The organism is Clostridium sp. LY3-2, from assembly GCF_024705715.1.
Lineage (GTDB): Bacteria > Bacillota > Clostridia > Clostridiales > Clostridiaceae > Clostridium.
This window is the reverse complement of record NZ_JAMDLQ010000030.1, coordinates 1-15,794: the sequence shown is the minus strand read 5'-3', so window position 1 is coordinate 15,794 and position 15,794 is coordinate 1. Positions and strand designations below refer to the sequence as shown.

Genomic DNA, 15,794 nt, shown 5'->3' with positions numbered 1-15,794 from the left:
CATAATTTAAGAGTTAGCTTTAGCTAATTTGTATAGTTCTTTATATATACCATCTTTTGCTATAAGTTCATCGTGAGAACCACTTTCTTCTATTCCTTTATCAGTTAAAACTACTATTTTATCTGCATTTCTAATAGTTGATAGTCTGTGTGCTACTACTATTGTTGTTCTTCCTACTAAAAGCTTTTCTATAGATTTTTGAATAATACTTTCTGTCACATTATCTAAAGCTGATGTAGCTTCATCTAAGATTAATATTTTTGGATTCTTTAAAAATACTCTTGCAATAGATATCCTTTGCTTTTGACCTCCTGAAAGTTTTACACCTCTTTCTCCAATAAATGTATCAAAACCTTCATCTAAATTCATTATAAAGTCATAGATATTTGCCATTTTGCATGCTTCTACTATTTCTTCTTCTGTAGCATCTGCCTTACCATATAGTATATTATCCTTAATTGTACCTGTGAATAAGAATACATCTTGTTGTACTATTCCTATATTTTTTCTAAGTGATTCTAATTTAAAATCATAAATACTTTTATCGTCTATTAATATATCTCCGCTATCAATATTATAAAATCTAGGGATTAAATTACAAAAAGTTGTCTTTCCTCCACCAGATGGTCCTACTAAAGCAAGCATCTTCCCTTCTTCTACTTTAAGAGATATACCTTCTAAAATATTTTTATCTTCGTATCCAAAATGAACATCTTTGAATTCAATTTTCCCTTTAATAGATTTCATATCTTTAGCATTTTCTTTATCTTTTTCAGGTTCTTCGTTTAGCATATCAATATATCTAATAAAACCTGTCATTCCATTTTGATATTGCTCCATAAAGTTTATAAGTTTCTTTATAGGGTCTGTAAACATCTTTATATATAAAACATAAGCCATAAAATCACCTATATTTATAATGTCATAAAAAGTGAATAACCCTCCCGCAATCAAAACTACATAATTTAAAATATCAACTGAAAAATTAGCAAAAGAAAAATACTCACCCATAACTTTATAGGCTTTTTCCCTAGCTAAAATAAATCTCTTATTACCTTTTTCAAATTTTTCTATTTCTTCTTTATGAGCTACAAAAGCTTTACTTACCTTTATTCCTGAAATGCTGTTTTGTAAACTTGCATTAACTTCTCCTGTTTCAACACGTGTCTCTAAAAATGCATTATGCATTCTCTTTCTTTGAATAAAGGTAAATAAAACTATAAATGGGATAAATGCAAATATTATTAAAGTAAGAGTTATATTAATATTTAATAATATTATAAAAGATCCAACTATCATAATTATTGAAATAAATAAATCTTCAGGTCCGTGGTGTGCAAGTTCTGAAATATCATTTAAATCATTTACTATTCTAGACATTATTTCCCCAGTTTTTGTGTTATCAAAATATTTATCAGGTAACTTTTGCAAGTGAGTAAATAGCTTTCTTCTCATATCTCCTTGCATCCTTACCCCAACAACATGCCCATAATATTGCATTATGTATGCACATATTGCTTTAATTACAAAAATCAATATTAGTGCTATAGCAAAAGTCACAAGCATTCTTAAATCTTTGTTTGGTATAGATATGTTTAACAAATCTTTAGTCATCCAAGGATAAACTAAGTCACAAGATGCTGCAATTAGTGCTACAAACATATCTAAAAAGAATAATTTTTTATATGGTTTATAATATTTTATAAATTTTTTAATCATTTGTCCGCCCCTTCTTTTAATAGTTATTTATTATTTATACTATAACATAAATATAATTAATAATCATTATTATCAGATAATTAAGTTTAATATATAAAAAGAAACTATAACAAATCTATTATAGTTTCTTTTTCTTTTGCTAAATCACCTTCAAATACTCCTTTTATTTTAAGAGGTTTACCTCCAAGGACAAATACCCTTCCCTCAAAAAATATACATTCATCTAAATCATGTGTAACAAAAATTATTATTCTATCTTCATTTTCTAATATTTTCTTTAAATCTCTCATTATAAGTAATTTAGTCTTATAATCTAAAGATTTAAAAGGCTCATCCATAAGTAATACCTTACTATCTTTTCCAAGCCCTCTTGCTATATTTACTCTTTGCTTCATTCCACCACTTAATTTTTCAGGGTATTCTTTTTTCCAAGCAGTCCCTGAAATTAAATTTAAAACGTAGTCTATTCTCTTATCTAATTCTTTCCCTTTATAATAAGCACTTAAAGTTAATTTTAAATTTCCTTCTACTGTAAGCCACGGTATTAGTCTATCTTCTTGAAATATATAGCTAATATCTCTTTTAAAATCACCTATTATTTCACCTTTATCTTTTTCTATAAGATTTGAAATTATATTTAAAAGTGTAGTTTTTCCGCCACCTGATTCTCCTACTATACAATTTATTTTATCCTTAGAAAAAGTAATATTAAAAGAGTCTAAAACAACTTTTCCCTCATAACTTTTACTAATATCTTTTAAAATTATAGTATCCATATTACCTCCAAATATAAACTCTTTTTATTAAGACTTTATTTATAACATCAAAAACTAAAGATAATATCGCAATTATTATTATCCAAGCAAAAATTGCACCTGTGTCAAAATTAATCTTAGAAAGTTGTACTGCTGCACCTATACCATACTTAGGTTGTCCATGCACTTCCCCTGCTATTACTACTTTAAATGCTAAAGAAAAGGTTGGAACTAATATCTTTAAAAGATATAAAGATATAGATGGTATATATACTTTTAAAATTTTCTCTTTTAAACTTACATCATAGATTTTAAGCATTTCAACTGTTTTAAAATCTACATCTCTTAAAGTATTTAATACTCCATCATAAACTATAGGAAAAACAATTAAAGTCCCAACTACAAAGGGTGCACTTTCTTTGTTAAACCAAATTAGTGCTAGAACTACTAGCACTAAAGTTGGTATAGTTTTAGAAATTAAGTTTAAAGGTTTTAATAAGTTATTTATAAGGTTTGAAGCACTTGAAATTATCCCTAAAAAAACTCCAAAAATTATTGCAATAATAAAACTTATAAATGTTCTAAATAATGTACTTAAAATTATAAAAAGAAAATCTTTTGAAGAAATTATATCTTTTAGGCTAATATATACTTCCTTTAAATTAGGTAAATATATATCATTATTTATTTTAAGTGCTAAGACTTCCCAAAGGGTTAAAAATAAAATTACGCCTATAAATATTTGTAAATTATTTTTGAAGGTATATTTCTTCACTAGGTACCTTTCCTCCTATAGATTTAGGTGAAAAATTATTTAGTATTCTAAAATAATCATTGTATTCATTAATAGAATCTTTTATAGGAACATATTTTAAGTTAGCTTTATCTATTGATTTTGCTATTATATCTCCCTTAACTGATACCCCTATATCGCTACAGATAGTACCTAAATCTTTTCCTTTTGAATTTGCAAAATCTACGCTTTCTTTAAGATTTTTTAAAAAGTCTTCTAAAAACATTTGGTGGTTTGTAATTAAATCCTTTTTAACAATAACTGTAGCTTGTGGGAAACCGTAGTTTGACTTGAATAACTCTTTCCATTTTTCATTAAGATTTAAAATTACAGTAACCTTCTTCTTAGCTTCAATTTGAGAAAGTGCAGGTTCTGGAACTACTGCATACTTAACTTTTCCACTAAGAACTGCAGGTGCAAGTTCTGTTACACCGTTAACATATGAAAAATTGAAATCTTTATCCTCTTTATATCCCATTTTTTCTAAAAGAGTTTTTGTTACAATATCAGGAGTTAATCCTTTTCCTATGTTGTAAATTTCTTTTCCTTTTAAATCTTTAATATCTTTTGTTCCATCTGTTGAAATAAGATAAAATGATCCAAACCCAGTAGTTGCTGCTATTTTATATTCTCCACTTTTATTAAATGAAGTAGCTGCGATATTTGACGGAACTATTGCTATATCTGGTTCATTTTTTAATACGCTTGAAACTAAATTTTCAGTAGTTTTTTCTATTGAAAAGTTTAATTTATAATTATCTATTTCAGTATTATTTTTTATAAGTTCTGCTGCCCCTATAGCTGGAAGCCCATCTGGGACTACTATTTTCATTTCTCTAGTCTGAGATTTTGGTTCATTTGAGATGTTTTTGTTATCACTATTACATGAAACTAAAATTACACATGATAATGCTAATATAAAAATCGAAGTTAATTTTTTTATCATATTACCCTCCTAATGTTTTATAATTTATTTAAAATTAGAATTTTTTATTCTAACGATAAATATCAACTACTAATCCTTGAATTTCATCTATAGTAGATGCAATATTTATATTTTCCTTTTCGTCCCCTAATAATACATTAGTTAATTCTTCAAGCTTTCCATCTATAGTCTCTACAGTTACAAAATATTGAGTTTGCCAAAAACTTATGTCTTTTTTTGTTTGATACATATATTCAAGTACAGACTCTAAATATTCTCTTATCATCTTTTTATACATTCTAACATCTGCATAAGTTTTAGTTATAACTAATCTATTACCTTTCTTTTTTATGTTATCTATCATTTTTTTTAATTGTTCGTGTGATTTTCTATCTCTCTCTTTATTAAAACTTTGAGAAAAATCTTTTCTATTTGAAACAGTGCTACTTCCTTGAGGTGCGGCACCTCTTCCTACTCTTCTAATTTCCATTTTTATACTCTCCTCTCTGTTTGTCAAAACTAATTATATCAAAAAGGATAAAATTTCTCCATTTATTATATGTATTATTTTCATTCATTTACGTAAAATAAATTATACTTATATTTAACTTTTAGCGAGGTGACTTTAATGCATTATAAAAAGAGTATAGAGGAAGTTATAAACGAAACCTCTACAAACATAAGAGAAGGCCTAACTTCTAAGGAAGCTAAGTCTAGGCTTTTAAAAAATGGAGAAAACAAACTAGAATCTAAAAAAAATAAGAGCATTTTTAAAATTTTCTTATCTCAAGTTAATGATTCTATGATTTATATTTTGCTATTTGCAGCAGCACTATCTGCTTTTATGGGAGAATATAGCGACTCTATAATAATATTAATCGTAATTTTAATTAATGCACTTATAGGTGTAATTCAAGAATCTAAAGCTCAAAAAGCTTTAGAAGCCCTAAAGAGCTTATCTACCCCTAAAGCACTAGTAATAAGAGATTCAAAAACTATTGAGATACCTTCTGAAGAAGTTGTTGTAGGTGATATTATAGTTTTAGATGCAGGAAGGTATATCCCCTGCGATTTAAGGCTTATAGAATCCTTTAATTTAAAAGTTGAAGAATCAGCCTTTACAGGCGAATCTCTACCTTCTGAGAAGGACGCAAAGGAAGTTTTAGATAAAGAAGATATATTAATCGGTGATAGAATTAATATGGCCTTTATGTCAACTCTAGTTACTTACGGACGAGGTCTTGGCGTTTGTGTAAATACAGGAATGAACACAGAGATTGGAAAAATTGCATCTATGCTAAACGAAGAAGAAAATTCTGAAACTCCTCTTCAAAAGAAACTATCATCACTAGGTAAATTCCTAGGCTTTCTATCCCTTGGAATTTGTGCTTTAATCTTCGTAGTTGGAATGATTCAAGGAAGAGATACCTTTGAAATGCTATTAACTGCAATTAGCCTTGCAGTAGCTGCAATCCCTGAAGGTCTACCTGCAATAGTTGCAATAGTTCTTGCCCTTGGAGTGCAAAGAATGATAAAACAAAATGCAATAGTTAAAAATCTTCCTTCTGTTGAAACTTTAGGTTCAGTAAATATAATCTGCTCTGACAAAACAGGAACCTTAACTTTAAACAAAATGACAGTTAGAAAATTATTTTCTAATCTAACTACTAAGAATTTAGAAAATATAGATAACTTAAAAGAAGAAGATAAGTCTCTCCTTGAAATAATGACCCTTTGTAACGATGCCACATCTACAGAAGAAAATGCAACAGGAGACCCAACTGAAGTTGCACTTTTAGATTTATCTTTAAAATACGGTATAACAAAAAAAGATTTAAACAAAGAACATAAAAGATTAAACGAAGTTCCTTTTGATTCAGATAGAAAGCTAATGTCAACAATAAACAAATACGGAGAAAATTTTAAAGTTTCAACTAAAGGTGCAATAGATTCAATTTTAAAAATTTCAACTAAAATACTTTTAAATGGCAAATTAGAACCTTTAACTGAAGATTTAAAAAAGAACATATTAGATTCTTCAAATGAAATGTCAGATGATGCTTTAAGAGTTTTAGGCTTTTCTTATAAAGATTTAACTTCTCATCACATAGATATAGATGATATAGAAAAGGATCTTATATTTGTAGGCTTAGTTGGGATGATTGATCCCCCTCGAGAAGAGGTTAAAGATTCAATAGCTCTTTGTAAACTTGCAAGTATTAAAACTATAATGATTACTGGAGATCACAAAAACACTGCTTTTGCAATAGGAAAAGAACTTGGACTTTCAGAAGACTTTAAAGAGTGCATTGAAGGAGCTGAATTAGATAAGCTTACTGACGAAGAACTTAAAGAAAGAATTAATGATTTTAGAATTTTTGCAAGAGTATCTCCAGAACACAAAGTAAAAATAGTAAAAGCATTTAAATCTCACGGAAATATAGTTTCAATGACTGGAGATGGAGTAAATGATGCCCCTTCTTTAAAGGCAGCTGATATAGGAGTTGCTATGGGTATTACAGGTACTGACGTATCAAAAGAAGCTAGTGATATGATCTTAACAGATGATAATTTTACAACTATAGTTAAAGCCGTAGAAGAAGGAAGAACTATCTATTCAAATATAAAAAAAGCTATAACTTTTCTTTTATCTTGTAACTTTGGAGAAATCGTAGCTTTATTTATAGCAATCCTTTTAAACTGGGCAGCTCCACTTCAACCTATTCATATTCTATGGGTTAATTTAATTACAGATAGTTTTCCAGCTCTTTCCCTTGGAGTTGACCCTACAAACGACGACGTTATGAGCCTATCTCCAAGAGACCCTAAAGAAAGTATTTTCTCTGGAAACACTAAATATATTTTAATTCTTAACGGATTTACTATAGGCCTTGTTACTCTTTTCGCCTTTAAACTAGGTCAAAACCTTTATCAAAACTCTCTATACCACGCTCAAACTATGGCATTTGTAGTTTTAAGTGTGTCGCAGCTTTTCTTTTCACTTTCTATGAGAAGTGAAACTAAATCTGTATTTGAAGTAGGTCTATTTAAAAATAAATATCTTATCCTTTCAATAATAATTGGTGTTTTTATTCAATTTTCAATAATTGAAATACCTTTCTTTAGCGAAATATTTAAAGTTTACCCTTTAAATAAATCAGATATATTTATAGTTATTTTAATTTCACTTATTCCATTTGTACTAAACGAAATATTAAAGCTATTCTTAAGGAAAAGAAAAAGGTTGTAGGGTAATCCTACAACCTTTTATTTTTCTATAAGCTTTGTTCCAAAAGCATTTTGCTCTATTAATCCTTCTTTCATTAATCCACCAAGTGCCATTTTAAAGTAGTTCTTACTTGTTTTAAACACTTCTCTTATCTCTTCTGGAGATGTTTTATCGTTATAAGGCATTTCACCGCCATTACACTTTAAATAAGAAATTATATCTTCTTTAATTTCTTCTCTAGCATCAAGTCTTTTTTTTCTGTTACTTAATCCTATTACACCATCTTCATAGATTCTTTTAATTCTACCTTCAACTACTTCACCTGGGTAGATTACGTTATCGTGCTCGTTTCCAAGCATTATTCCTCTGTATTTACCGTCTATAGCAAGCTTTAAAGTTTCTCCAGCACTTCTTGCATAAGTTACTCCTGAAACTATTTGGTCTACTTCGTAAGTTCCCTCTTCTGCCATATCTAAATAATCGTCTACGTTAGTAGTACCTGCTAGTCTTCCTGTCTTATCTATATAAGCTAAAAATAAATATTTTTTACCTTTTAGTAATTTAAATCTTTGCTCTCTCATTGGAATAAATAAATCTCTATCTAATCCCATATCACAAAAGGCTCCAAAGCTACTAATTCCAATTACTTCTAAATATGCAACTTTACCAACTTCTATAAGTGGTCTTTTCTTAGTTGCAACAGTTCTTCCCTCTGAATCAAGGTAAACAAATACTTCTGTTTCATCTCCAATTTTAACGCTCTCTCCTTCTAAAAGTGACTTCGGAAGTAATACTGCATCTCCCTCAGAATCCTCTAAGAAAAATCCATACTCTTTTTCTCTTTCTACTTTTAGTGTGTTAAATTTTCCTAATTGTATCATTTTATCCTCCTAATCGTACATTAAATATACTCTTTGCTAAGTTTTGCATAATTTTTTGCAGAAATTTCGATGCTCTTTATTTCTTCTTCACTTAATTTTCTTATAACTTTAGCTGGATTTCCTAAAATAAGCATTCCCTCTTCAAATACCTTATTTTGAGTTACTAAGCTTCCAGCACCTACTATTGAATTTTTAGAAATTTTTGCACCATTTTGAATTATTGAACCCATTCCTATAAGTACATTGTTTTCAATTGTGCACCCATGAATAATAGCTCCATGACCTATAGTTACATCGTCTCCTATTATAGTTTCAAAGTCAAAGTCAACATGAACTACAGAATTTTCTTGAATGTTTGTTCTTTTTCCTATATGAATCTTATTAATATCCGCTCTAATTCTCGTACCAAACCAAATGTTAGAATCCTCTTTAATTAATACATCTCCTATAATATCAACATTTTCAGAGATATATACAGATTCTTTAATTTCAGGGCTTTTATCTTTAAAGTTTTTTATCATCTTTTCACTTCCCTTTAAAATACTATTCCTATTTTAACATCTAACTAATTAATTGTCATTATTTTAAAGAGTTATTGTATATATAACTATAAGTAATTTTAAAGGACTAGTTATGACAGGTAATAATGAATTTTCAAATTCAATATTTAATTTAGATAGTTTAAACTTTTATTATGGTTTACCAAATATAAATACAGCTCTATCTATAGGTACTAATTCCCCTATAGAAACTTTAAACTTAGCTTATTATAGTGATTTAGACTTTATATTTTTAACTGATTTAAATAATAATTTAATTGAAGAAATTAAATATAGTAAACATAAAAAAAGTAAATGGTTTATTTTAAATGATACAACTAAAAGATACCTTAAAAAGAAAGATAACTTTTTAGCCCTGTCTGGTTTTTCATCTCATTCCTTGCCTTATGGGGATTTTGCAGTTCTTAATTCTAATTCTTACTTTACAGGTATAATAAATAACTATAATCTTTTACTTTTGTGGCTTTCAAACAACCCAGATACTCAACTAATAATAACAAACCCAACAAAAGATATTGAATTTGTTCCCTATAATAGTGTTTTTGATAATTTAATATCTTCTTTTAATGTTTGTTTTGGAAATAAACCAAAATATTTCAGACGTGAAAAGCACTATTTCTCACTTTTAGATAAGGGATATAAGATAGGTGCAGTAAATAGTCAATTCTTTATAAAAAAAGATTCTGAAAATATAACTGGAATAATTTCATCTAAATTAAATAAAGAAAAGATACTTTTAGCACTTAAAAACAGAAGAACTTTTTCTTCTGAATCTAAATCATTAAAGCTATTATTTACTATAAATGATAATTTTATGGGAGATATTATCCAATTAAAAGATGAAGATTTATCTTTTAGGATACTTTGCGAAGATAAATTTATAAAGATTATTAAAATACAAATAATCTCTACAGGAGGAGAAATAATAAGAACTATAGATAATTTAAATCTTCATAAAATCAAATATCTATACACTCATAAAATAAAGGAAAATCAAAATTGGTTTTTAATTAAAATATTTCAAGAAGATGATAGGATTTCTATAAGTTCACCGATTTTTATAAAAAAATAAAGCAAGATTTAATCTCTTGCTTTATTTTAATTACTTATCATTATCATGTAAATGTTTTGCTCTGTTTGGTTTAGCTTTAGGCTTTATAACAATTTTTTTGTCTTGCTTTTTAGGACCACCTGTTTGTTGGATATCCATAAACCATAAAAATGCTAAAACTATAATTGGTGTAGAAACAAGGTTCCACCAAGTAGCTTGTATAACTCCAAACATTTGAACTAATAATAGTACAACTGAAATTCCAAGAAGAATCCATTTGTTTATGCTCACTTTAGGGAATACATATTTTTTACATAAAAAGAATATTCCTAAAATAACTGCAAACATTATTACAAAATATAATATTGAGAATAAAAATCCCATACGTCTTTCCCTCCTAAACGTTTATAACTTAATATTAATTTAATTTTGTAATCTTTTCAAGTAGCTAAGTAAAAAGATATTGATATACTGTAATTTTTCCCCATAATTATGAAAATGATAATATTCCTTTAATATTTTAAACATTCTTCTTATATACCTTTTAATAGAAGTTTTATTTTGATAGAATAGTAGATGTTAAATAACCGTACGATTAAAAAGATAAAAGTAATTTTCATAATAACAAAGAGGTGATTATATGGCTTTACATACAAATTTACAGTTAGATGATTTAGATCTTCAAATATTAGATATATTAATTAAAGATTGTAGAACTCCATATTTAGAAATTGCAAGAATATGCCATGTTAGTGGTGGTACTATTCATGTAAGAATGAAAAAGATGGAGGATATGGGAATAATTAAAGGAACAAGAATAATATTAAACTTACCTAAACTAGGTTATGATGTTTGTTGTTTCGTTGGTATCTATGTAGACAAGACTTCATCATTTAATTCTGTTTTTGATGAAATGAAAGCAATAAAAGAAGTGGTTGAACTTCATATAACAACAGGTGATTATTCAATTTTCGCAAAAGTTGTATGTCAAAATATCGCAGACTTACAAGATATATTAATGAACAAGATAAATACTATAAATGGTATTCAAAGAACAGATACATTCATATCTCTTGCACAGCCTATAGATAGAAACGTATCTTTATAATGTTATGAATAATACTCCTTATATTTGTTAATACTAACTTTAGTATTTTAATATAAGGAGTGTTTTTTATGAGAATAATAGACAAAATAGCATTATTATTAGTAATTATTGGAGCAGTTAACTGGGGACTTATTGGTTTATTTAATTTTAATCTTGTATCATTACTTTTTGGAGTAGGAACTATTTTAAGTAACATAGTTTATATTTTAGTTGGAATTTCAGGACTTTACTCTATTTCTTTCTTTAACAGAATACACGTTTAGTTAAATTTAAGATTTATTTATTATAAAATAAAGTTAATTTTAAGTTTTCCTTAAGGTTATGTAGATATAATGAGATTATAAAATAATAACTGGAGGAAATTCATGAACGTTAGTATATTAATTTTAGCTTTTACATTGTATTCGTTTTTAGGTTGGATAGTCGAAGTCACTTATCAACGTTTTAAACTAAAGAAATTTATAAATAGAGGTTTTTTACATGGGCCTTTTTGTCCTATATATGGAGTTTGTGTTTTAACACTTGTACTTTCTTTAAGAAACTTTACTGATAATTTAATAGTTCTTTTTATAGTTGCAACTATTCTAACATCACTTATAGAATACGTAACAAGCTATGTATTAGAAAAGTTCTTTAATGACAAATGGTGGGACTACACTGACGATCCTTTAAATTTAAACGGACGTATTTGCTTCCATTTCTCACTAGGATGGGGTTTAGCGTCAGTATTTATAATAAAAATAGTTAATCCGATAATAATGGAATTTATTCATAATTTTGATGATACAACAATAACAATCCTAGCAATAATTGCTTGTGGTTATTTCTTTATTGATTTTCTAATTACTTTATTAAATCAACTTAAAGAAAAAAAGAATTTCAAATTCTTTAATGTAGAAAAATTCAAAAGATTATATACAAAATAAAGGGCTTGCAAAAAATTTGCAAACCCTTTATTTTTTTATTTAATTAAATCCTAAAAGTAATCCTACTCTATAAACTATAGTAGATACTACTAATGCAATTAAAAATGTCATAACTGCAACAAATATAGTCCACTTAGTTGAATTTGTTTCCCTTTTAACGGCTCCTAGTGCTGCAAGGCATGGAGTATATAATAATGTCATTATCATAAACGACATAGCTGAAAGAGGTGTAAAATGCATTCCTATTGCACTTGTAAGTCCAGCTCCTTCTTCCACTCCTGCATAAAGCATTCCTAAAGTACCAACTACAGCTTCTTTTGCTATAACCCCTGTAAATAAGGCAACAGATGCTTGCCAAGTTCCAAAACCAGCTATAACAAATATAGGTGCTATAAATGACCCTATCTTACCTAAAATTGAATCTGCACTGTATTGTTCTACTCCATAAGGAAGAACTGATAAAACCCAAAGTACTATCATCGCAGGTAATATTATTGTACCTGCTTTTTTTACAAATCCTGCACCTTTTTCCCAAGTAAGAATTAAAACGTTTTTAAAAGATGGAATCTTATAACTTGGAAGTTCCATAACAAAATATGAAGTTTCCCCTTTAAATAAAGTTTTGCTTAATATTTTACCTACTATAAGTGCTACTATAATTCCTAAAGTATAAAGTACTAATAATATAAGTGCTGAGTGAGTTTGGAAAAATGCATCTATAAATACTGCATAAATAGGAAGTCTTGCGCCGCAAGATACGAATGGGTTTATTAAAATTGCAATCATTCTATCTTTTTTACTTTCAAGAGTTCTAGTTGACATAATACCAGGAACGTTACATCCTCCACTTATTATCATAGATACGAAAGTTTTTCCGTGCAGCCCTAAAGCTCTCATAACTCTGTCCATAACATAAGCGCCTCTAGCCATATATCCTGAATCTTCTAAAACACCTATTAAAAAGTACATAACCATAATTAAAGGAACAAAGCTAATAACAGCCCCAACTCCTGCAAATATACCGTCAGTTACAAGACCTACTAAAAACTCTGGCGTATTTATACTAGTTAAAAATGATCCTACAGTTTCTCCAAGGGATCCTATAGCTCCATCTGCCATATCTTGAAGAGATTTTCCAATCCAAAATGTTATGCTATATAAAAGATACATAACTCCTAAAAATATTGGAATTCCTAAAATCCTATTAGTTAAAACCTTATCAAGTTTATCTGAAAAAGATTCTTTCTCTTCACTTGGTTTTTTAATAAGTCCATCTGTTATCTCGCTGATAAAGTTGTATCTACCATCTACAATAGCCATCTCTGGTTCAAAACCTAAAGTATTTGTTATTTTTTCTTCTATTTTATTTTTCATTTCTATAATATTTCTCATATTATGCTTTTCTAAATAATCAGATACAAATTTATCATTTTCTAGTAGCTTTATAGCAAGCCACTTGCTTGGATATTTAAGATTTTTATTTTGAATATTTATAAATTCCTCTAATTCTTTTATTCCACTTTCAATCGATTCATCATACTTTACTTTTTTTGCATTTCCTCTTATGTTTATAGATTCGTTTATTAAATTATCTATACCTTCTTTTCTTAAAGCTGAAATTTCAACTACAGGAACATTAAGTCTTTTACTAAGTTCTTTAGCATTAATTTTAATATTTTTATTTCTTGCAAGATCTATCATATTTAATGCAAGTACAACCTCAGCTCCAGCTTCAATAAGTTGTGTAGTCAAATAAAGGTTTCTCTCTAAATTAGTTGAATCTAAAACGTTTATTACTACATCTGGTTTATCTTTTATAAGATAATCTCTTGCAACTATCTCATCTTCTGAATACGCTCCTAAACTATAAGTTCCAGGTAAGTCAATTACCTTGTATTCTTTATCCTTATGTTTAAGTATCCCTTCTTTTTTTTCCACAGTAACGCCAGGCCAGTTCCCTATATGCTGCCTTGCCTTTGTTAATACATTAAATAAACTACTTTTACCGCAGTTTGGATTACCTGCTAGTGCTATTTTAATCATTTTTTACCCCCTAAATTTCGTCGACTATAATTTTTCTAGCCATATTTTTATCTAAAGCAAGTCTACTACCGTTAATTCCAACAATTATAGACATACCGTCATTTTTTATCATTTGAATCATATTGTCTTCAACAAATCCCATTTCCCTAATCTTTTTCCCCATGTCTCCAATTATCATTATCTTTTTTACATTCATATTCTTTCCTGAATTTACAAACGCCATCGGTACCATTTACTTCATCTCCTTAAATAAGAATTGCCTCTGCTTCTTTTTTTCTTAAAGTAAGCTTATATCCTCTAACGCTAAGTTCAATTGGGTCACCTAAAGGTGCTTTTCCTGTAACCTTTATCTCTGCACCTAATGTTATTCCCATATCCATAAGCTTTCTTTTTACAGCGCTATTATTATCTAAACCTCTAACTCTAACTGATTTACCTATTTCTAATTCACTAATATTTTTCATTTATTTACACTCCTTATTTTAAAAGTAATAATCCCTTATCCGTAATTTTCCAAGTATTAAAGTTTTTAAGAGAGCTACTACATCCCTTAGAGCAACCAGCACAAGAACATTCACACTTTTCTTCTATATCCTTTTCTAAATATCCCATTCTTATTAATTGCTCCTTTAACTCTTTTACAAGGTCTACGCTTAAATTTAAACCTTCTGAAATTCCTTTATCTGAAAAGATTCCTTTTTCTTTAATAAACAGCAATACTTTTTTTAACATAAAGATTCCCCCTCTCTTCTTAAAATATATTACCATAAATGATTACTATTATCAACTGCAATTTATTTTTAAATGATTTTTTATAGCATTTATTTAAAGGTATAAAAAAAAGAACCTGTGTGGGGCACAGGTTCTTTCGCTATTTTCGTAAAATAGCCTATTATATTTTGTAAAGGGGTATATTACTTGAATTGGACGGTCCAAGTAACATTTCTGATTAGAATTATAAATAAACTAAGGCTTCTTCAATTTAAAATATAATCTAATCTTTGGGGGTTAATTTTTTTTAGTATTCAACTCGGACATATCGAACACTAAAAAACTACTCTAAAGAGTAGTTATAATAACGTAAGTATAAAAAGGTAACATAATCGTTTCCTATTATCTTATAACAAAAAGTAACTATACTCTTTGGCAACTGGCTAGCATAGCCTTAAAGGCCTTAGCTCCTATAGCTTTGCGTCATCAGATTTCTCTGATTTTGCCCTATTGAATTTTACAACTAAATTATACCACCTATTTTCAGAATTGGCAATAGGTTTACATTTTTTTAACAAGCAATTTGAATTTCTTTTTTAATTGCACTTAAATTTAAATTATACTTTACTTTTAATAAATAATTTTGATAAATTAAAAATTCTAATCTTCTAATTTGTTTATTATTTATAAATTTTATCAATAAATATAATAATATTTTATGAAAACTAAAAAAGATAGGCATAAACCTATCTTTTAAAATGTTATAATTTTTTAATCTCTGCAAATAAATCTAGTGCAGCATGTTTTGGTCCGTCTTTCTCCTCACCATCTACACCTAGACAAGTTTTTATTTCTCCAACTTTAACTTTTCCATTAAACATAGCATTAAAGAACTCATCTAATAACACATCACATTCTTTTTGTTTTTGAGCAGGTCCAAAAGGATTTGCAAAATATGATTCAACTAATCCTTTTTCTGATGTAGTTCCTTTTGCCATTCTAGCTCCAGATCTAAATACCTCTATCGCTTCTTTTGGATTTTTAAAGTAATTTATAGCTGATTCCCCTTCTTTAACAGAAGTATAGTTATTTG

General features: G+C 28.0%; 17 protein-coding genes, 1 pseudogene and 1 riboswitch. Of the genes and pseudogenes, 5 read left to right on the top strand and 13 right to left on the bottom strand.

Annotation, left to right across the window (positions count from 1 at the left end):
* Positions 1–6: 6 nt before the first annotated feature.
* The 5 genes from M4I33_RS09965 to M4I33_RS09945 all read right to left on the bottom strand — a co-directional run bounded on the left by M4I33_RS09965 (position 7) and on the right by M4I33_RS09945 (position 4,682).
* The gene (locus tag M4I33_RS09965) at positions 7–1,719 is read right to left on the bottom strand and encodes an ABC transporter ATP-binding protein (RefSeq protein WP_257916645.1); all 1,713 of its coding nucleotides are present in this window, start codon (positions 1,717–1,719) and stop codon (positions 7–9) included.
* Between the two features lie 104 nt (positions 1,720–1,823).
* Positions 1,824–2,495, bottom strand: a complete 672-nt coding sequence (locus M4I33_RS09960) for an ATP-binding cassette domain-containing protein (RefSeq protein ID WP_257916644.1) — start codon at positions 2,493–2,495, stop codon at positions 1,824–1,826.
* 1 nt (position 2,496) lies between these two features.
* Entirely contained in the window at positions 2,497–3,249 is a 753-nt protein-coding gene (locus tag M4I33_RS09955; protein WP_257916643.1) for an ABC transporter permease, read from the bottom strand.
* Entirely contained in the window at positions 3,224–4,213 is a 990-nt protein-coding gene (locus M4I33_RS09950) for an ABC transporter substrate-binding protein (RefSeq protein ID WP_257916642.1), read from the bottom strand. Before M4I33_RS09950 ends, M4I33_RS09955 begins: the two co-directional genes overlap by 26 nt.
* Before the next feature lie 49 nt (positions 4,214–4,262).
* Entirely contained in the window at positions 4,263–4,682 is a 420-nt protein-coding gene (locus M4I33_RS09945) for a YaaR family protein (protein WP_194190041.1), read from the bottom strand.
* A 138-nt stretch (positions 4,683–4,820) separates the two neighbouring features.
* Between M4I33_RS09945 and M4I33_RS09940 the strand changes: the two genes are divergently transcribed.
* The gene (locus M4I33_RS09940) at positions 4,821–7,442 is read left to right on the top strand and encodes a calcium-transporting P-type ATPase, PMR1-type (protein WP_257916641.1); all 2,622 of its coding nucleotides are present in this window, start codon (positions 4,821–4,823) and stop codon (positions 7,440–7,442) included.
* Positions 7,443–7,459: 17 nt separating this feature from the next.
* On the opposite strand, the gene M4I33_RS09935 is transcribed toward M4I33_RS09940, so the two are convergent.
* Positions 7,460–8,302 carry a S1 RNA-binding domain-containing protein gene (locus M4I33_RS09935; protein ID WP_257916640.1) on the bottom strand — a complete coding sequence of 281 codons (843 nt, stop codon included), beginning with the start codon at positions 8,300–8,302 and terminating at the stop codon, positions 7,460–7,462.
* Positions 8,303–8,322: 20 nt separating this feature from the next.
* On the bottom strand, positions 8,323–8,823 hold the full coding sequence (locus tag M4I33_RS09930) for a gamma carbonic anhydrase family protein (protein ID WP_257916639.1): 501 nt from the start codon (positions 8,821–8,823) through the stop codon (positions 8,323–8,325).
* Between the two features lie 112 nt (positions 8,824–8,935).
* Between M4I33_RS09930 and M4I33_RS09925 the strand changes: the two genes are divergently transcribed.
* Positions 8,936–9,934: a histidinol phosphatase gene (locus M4I33_RS09925; RefSeq protein ID WP_257916638.1), complete on the top strand. Its 999-nt coding sequence runs from the start codon at positions 8,936–8,938 to the stop codon at positions 9,932–9,934.
* A gap of 30 nt (positions 9,935–9,964) precedes the next feature.
* Here the strand turns inward: M4I33_RS09925 and M4I33_RS09920 are convergent, their stop codons facing one another.
* The gene (locus tag M4I33_RS09920; RefSeq protein ID WP_257916637.1) at positions 9,965–10,297 is read right to left on the bottom strand and encodes a hypothetical protein; all 333 of its coding nucleotides are present in this window, start codon (positions 10,295–10,297) and stop codon (positions 9,965–9,967) included.
* Between the two features lie 256 nt (positions 10,298–10,553).
* Here M4I33_RS09920 and M4I33_RS09915 point away from each other — a divergent pair, with 256 nt between their 5' ends.
* From M4I33_RS09915 to M4I33_RS09905, 3 genes are all read left to right on the top strand, one after another.
* Positions 10,554–11,021, top strand: a complete 468-nt coding sequence (locus M4I33_RS09915) for an Lrp/AsnC ligand binding domain-containing protein (protein ID WP_194190035.1) — start codon at positions 10,554–10,556, stop codon at positions 11,019–11,021.
* Between the two features lie 68 nt (positions 11,022–11,089).
* Entirely contained in the window at positions 11,090–11,284 is a 195-nt protein-coding gene (locus M4I33_RS09910; protein ID WP_257916636.1) for a DUF378 domain-containing protein, read from the top strand.
* Positions 11,285–11,386: 102 nt separating this feature from the next.
* Positions 11,387–11,947 carry a putative ABC transporter permease gene (locus M4I33_RS09905; protein ID WP_257916635.1) on the top strand — a complete coding sequence of 187 codons (561 nt, stop codon included), beginning with the start codon at positions 11,387–11,389 and terminating at the stop codon, positions 11,945–11,947.
* Between the two features lie 39 nt (positions 11,948–11,986).
* On the opposite strand, the gene feoB is transcribed toward M4I33_RS09905, so the two are convergent.
* The 5 genes and pseudogenes from feoB to M4I33_RS09880 all read right to left on the bottom strand — a co-directional run.
* Positions 11,987–13,990 carry a ferrous iron transport protein B gene (gene feoB, locus M4I33_RS09900; RefSeq protein WP_257916634.1) on the bottom strand — a complete coding sequence of 668 codons (2,004 nt, stop codon included), beginning with the start codon at positions 13,988–13,990 and terminating at the stop codon, positions 11,987–11,989.
* Between the two features lie 10 nt (positions 13,991–14,000).
* Positions 14,001–14,222, bottom strand: a complete 222-nt coding sequence (locus M4I33_RS09895) for a FeoA domain-containing protein (RefSeq protein ID WP_257916633.1) — start codon at positions 14,220–14,222, stop codon at positions 14,001–14,003.
* A 13-nt stretch (positions 14,223–14,235) separates the two neighbouring features.
* The gene (locus M4I33_RS09890) at positions 14,236–14,454 is read right to left on the bottom strand and encodes a FeoA family protein (RefSeq protein WP_257916632.1); all 219 of its coding nucleotides are present in this window, start codon (positions 14,452–14,454) and stop codon (positions 14,236–14,238) included.
* Positions 14,455–14,467: 13 nt separating this feature from the next.
* Positions 14,468–14,722 (bottom strand): FeoC-like transcriptional regulator, encoded by a 255-nt coding sequence (locus M4I33_RS09885; protein ID WP_257916631.1) that lies wholly within the window; start codon positions 14,720–14,722, stop codon positions 14,468–14,470.
* A gap of 410 nt (positions 14,723–15,132) precedes the next feature.
* Positions 15,133–15,218: riboswitch (cyclic di-GMP riboswitch) on the bottom strand.
* 244 nt (positions 15,219–15,462) lie between these two features.
* Positions 15,463–15,794, bottom strand: a pseudogene (locus M4I33_RS09880) (phosphoenolpyruvate carboxykinase); the annotation flags it as partial.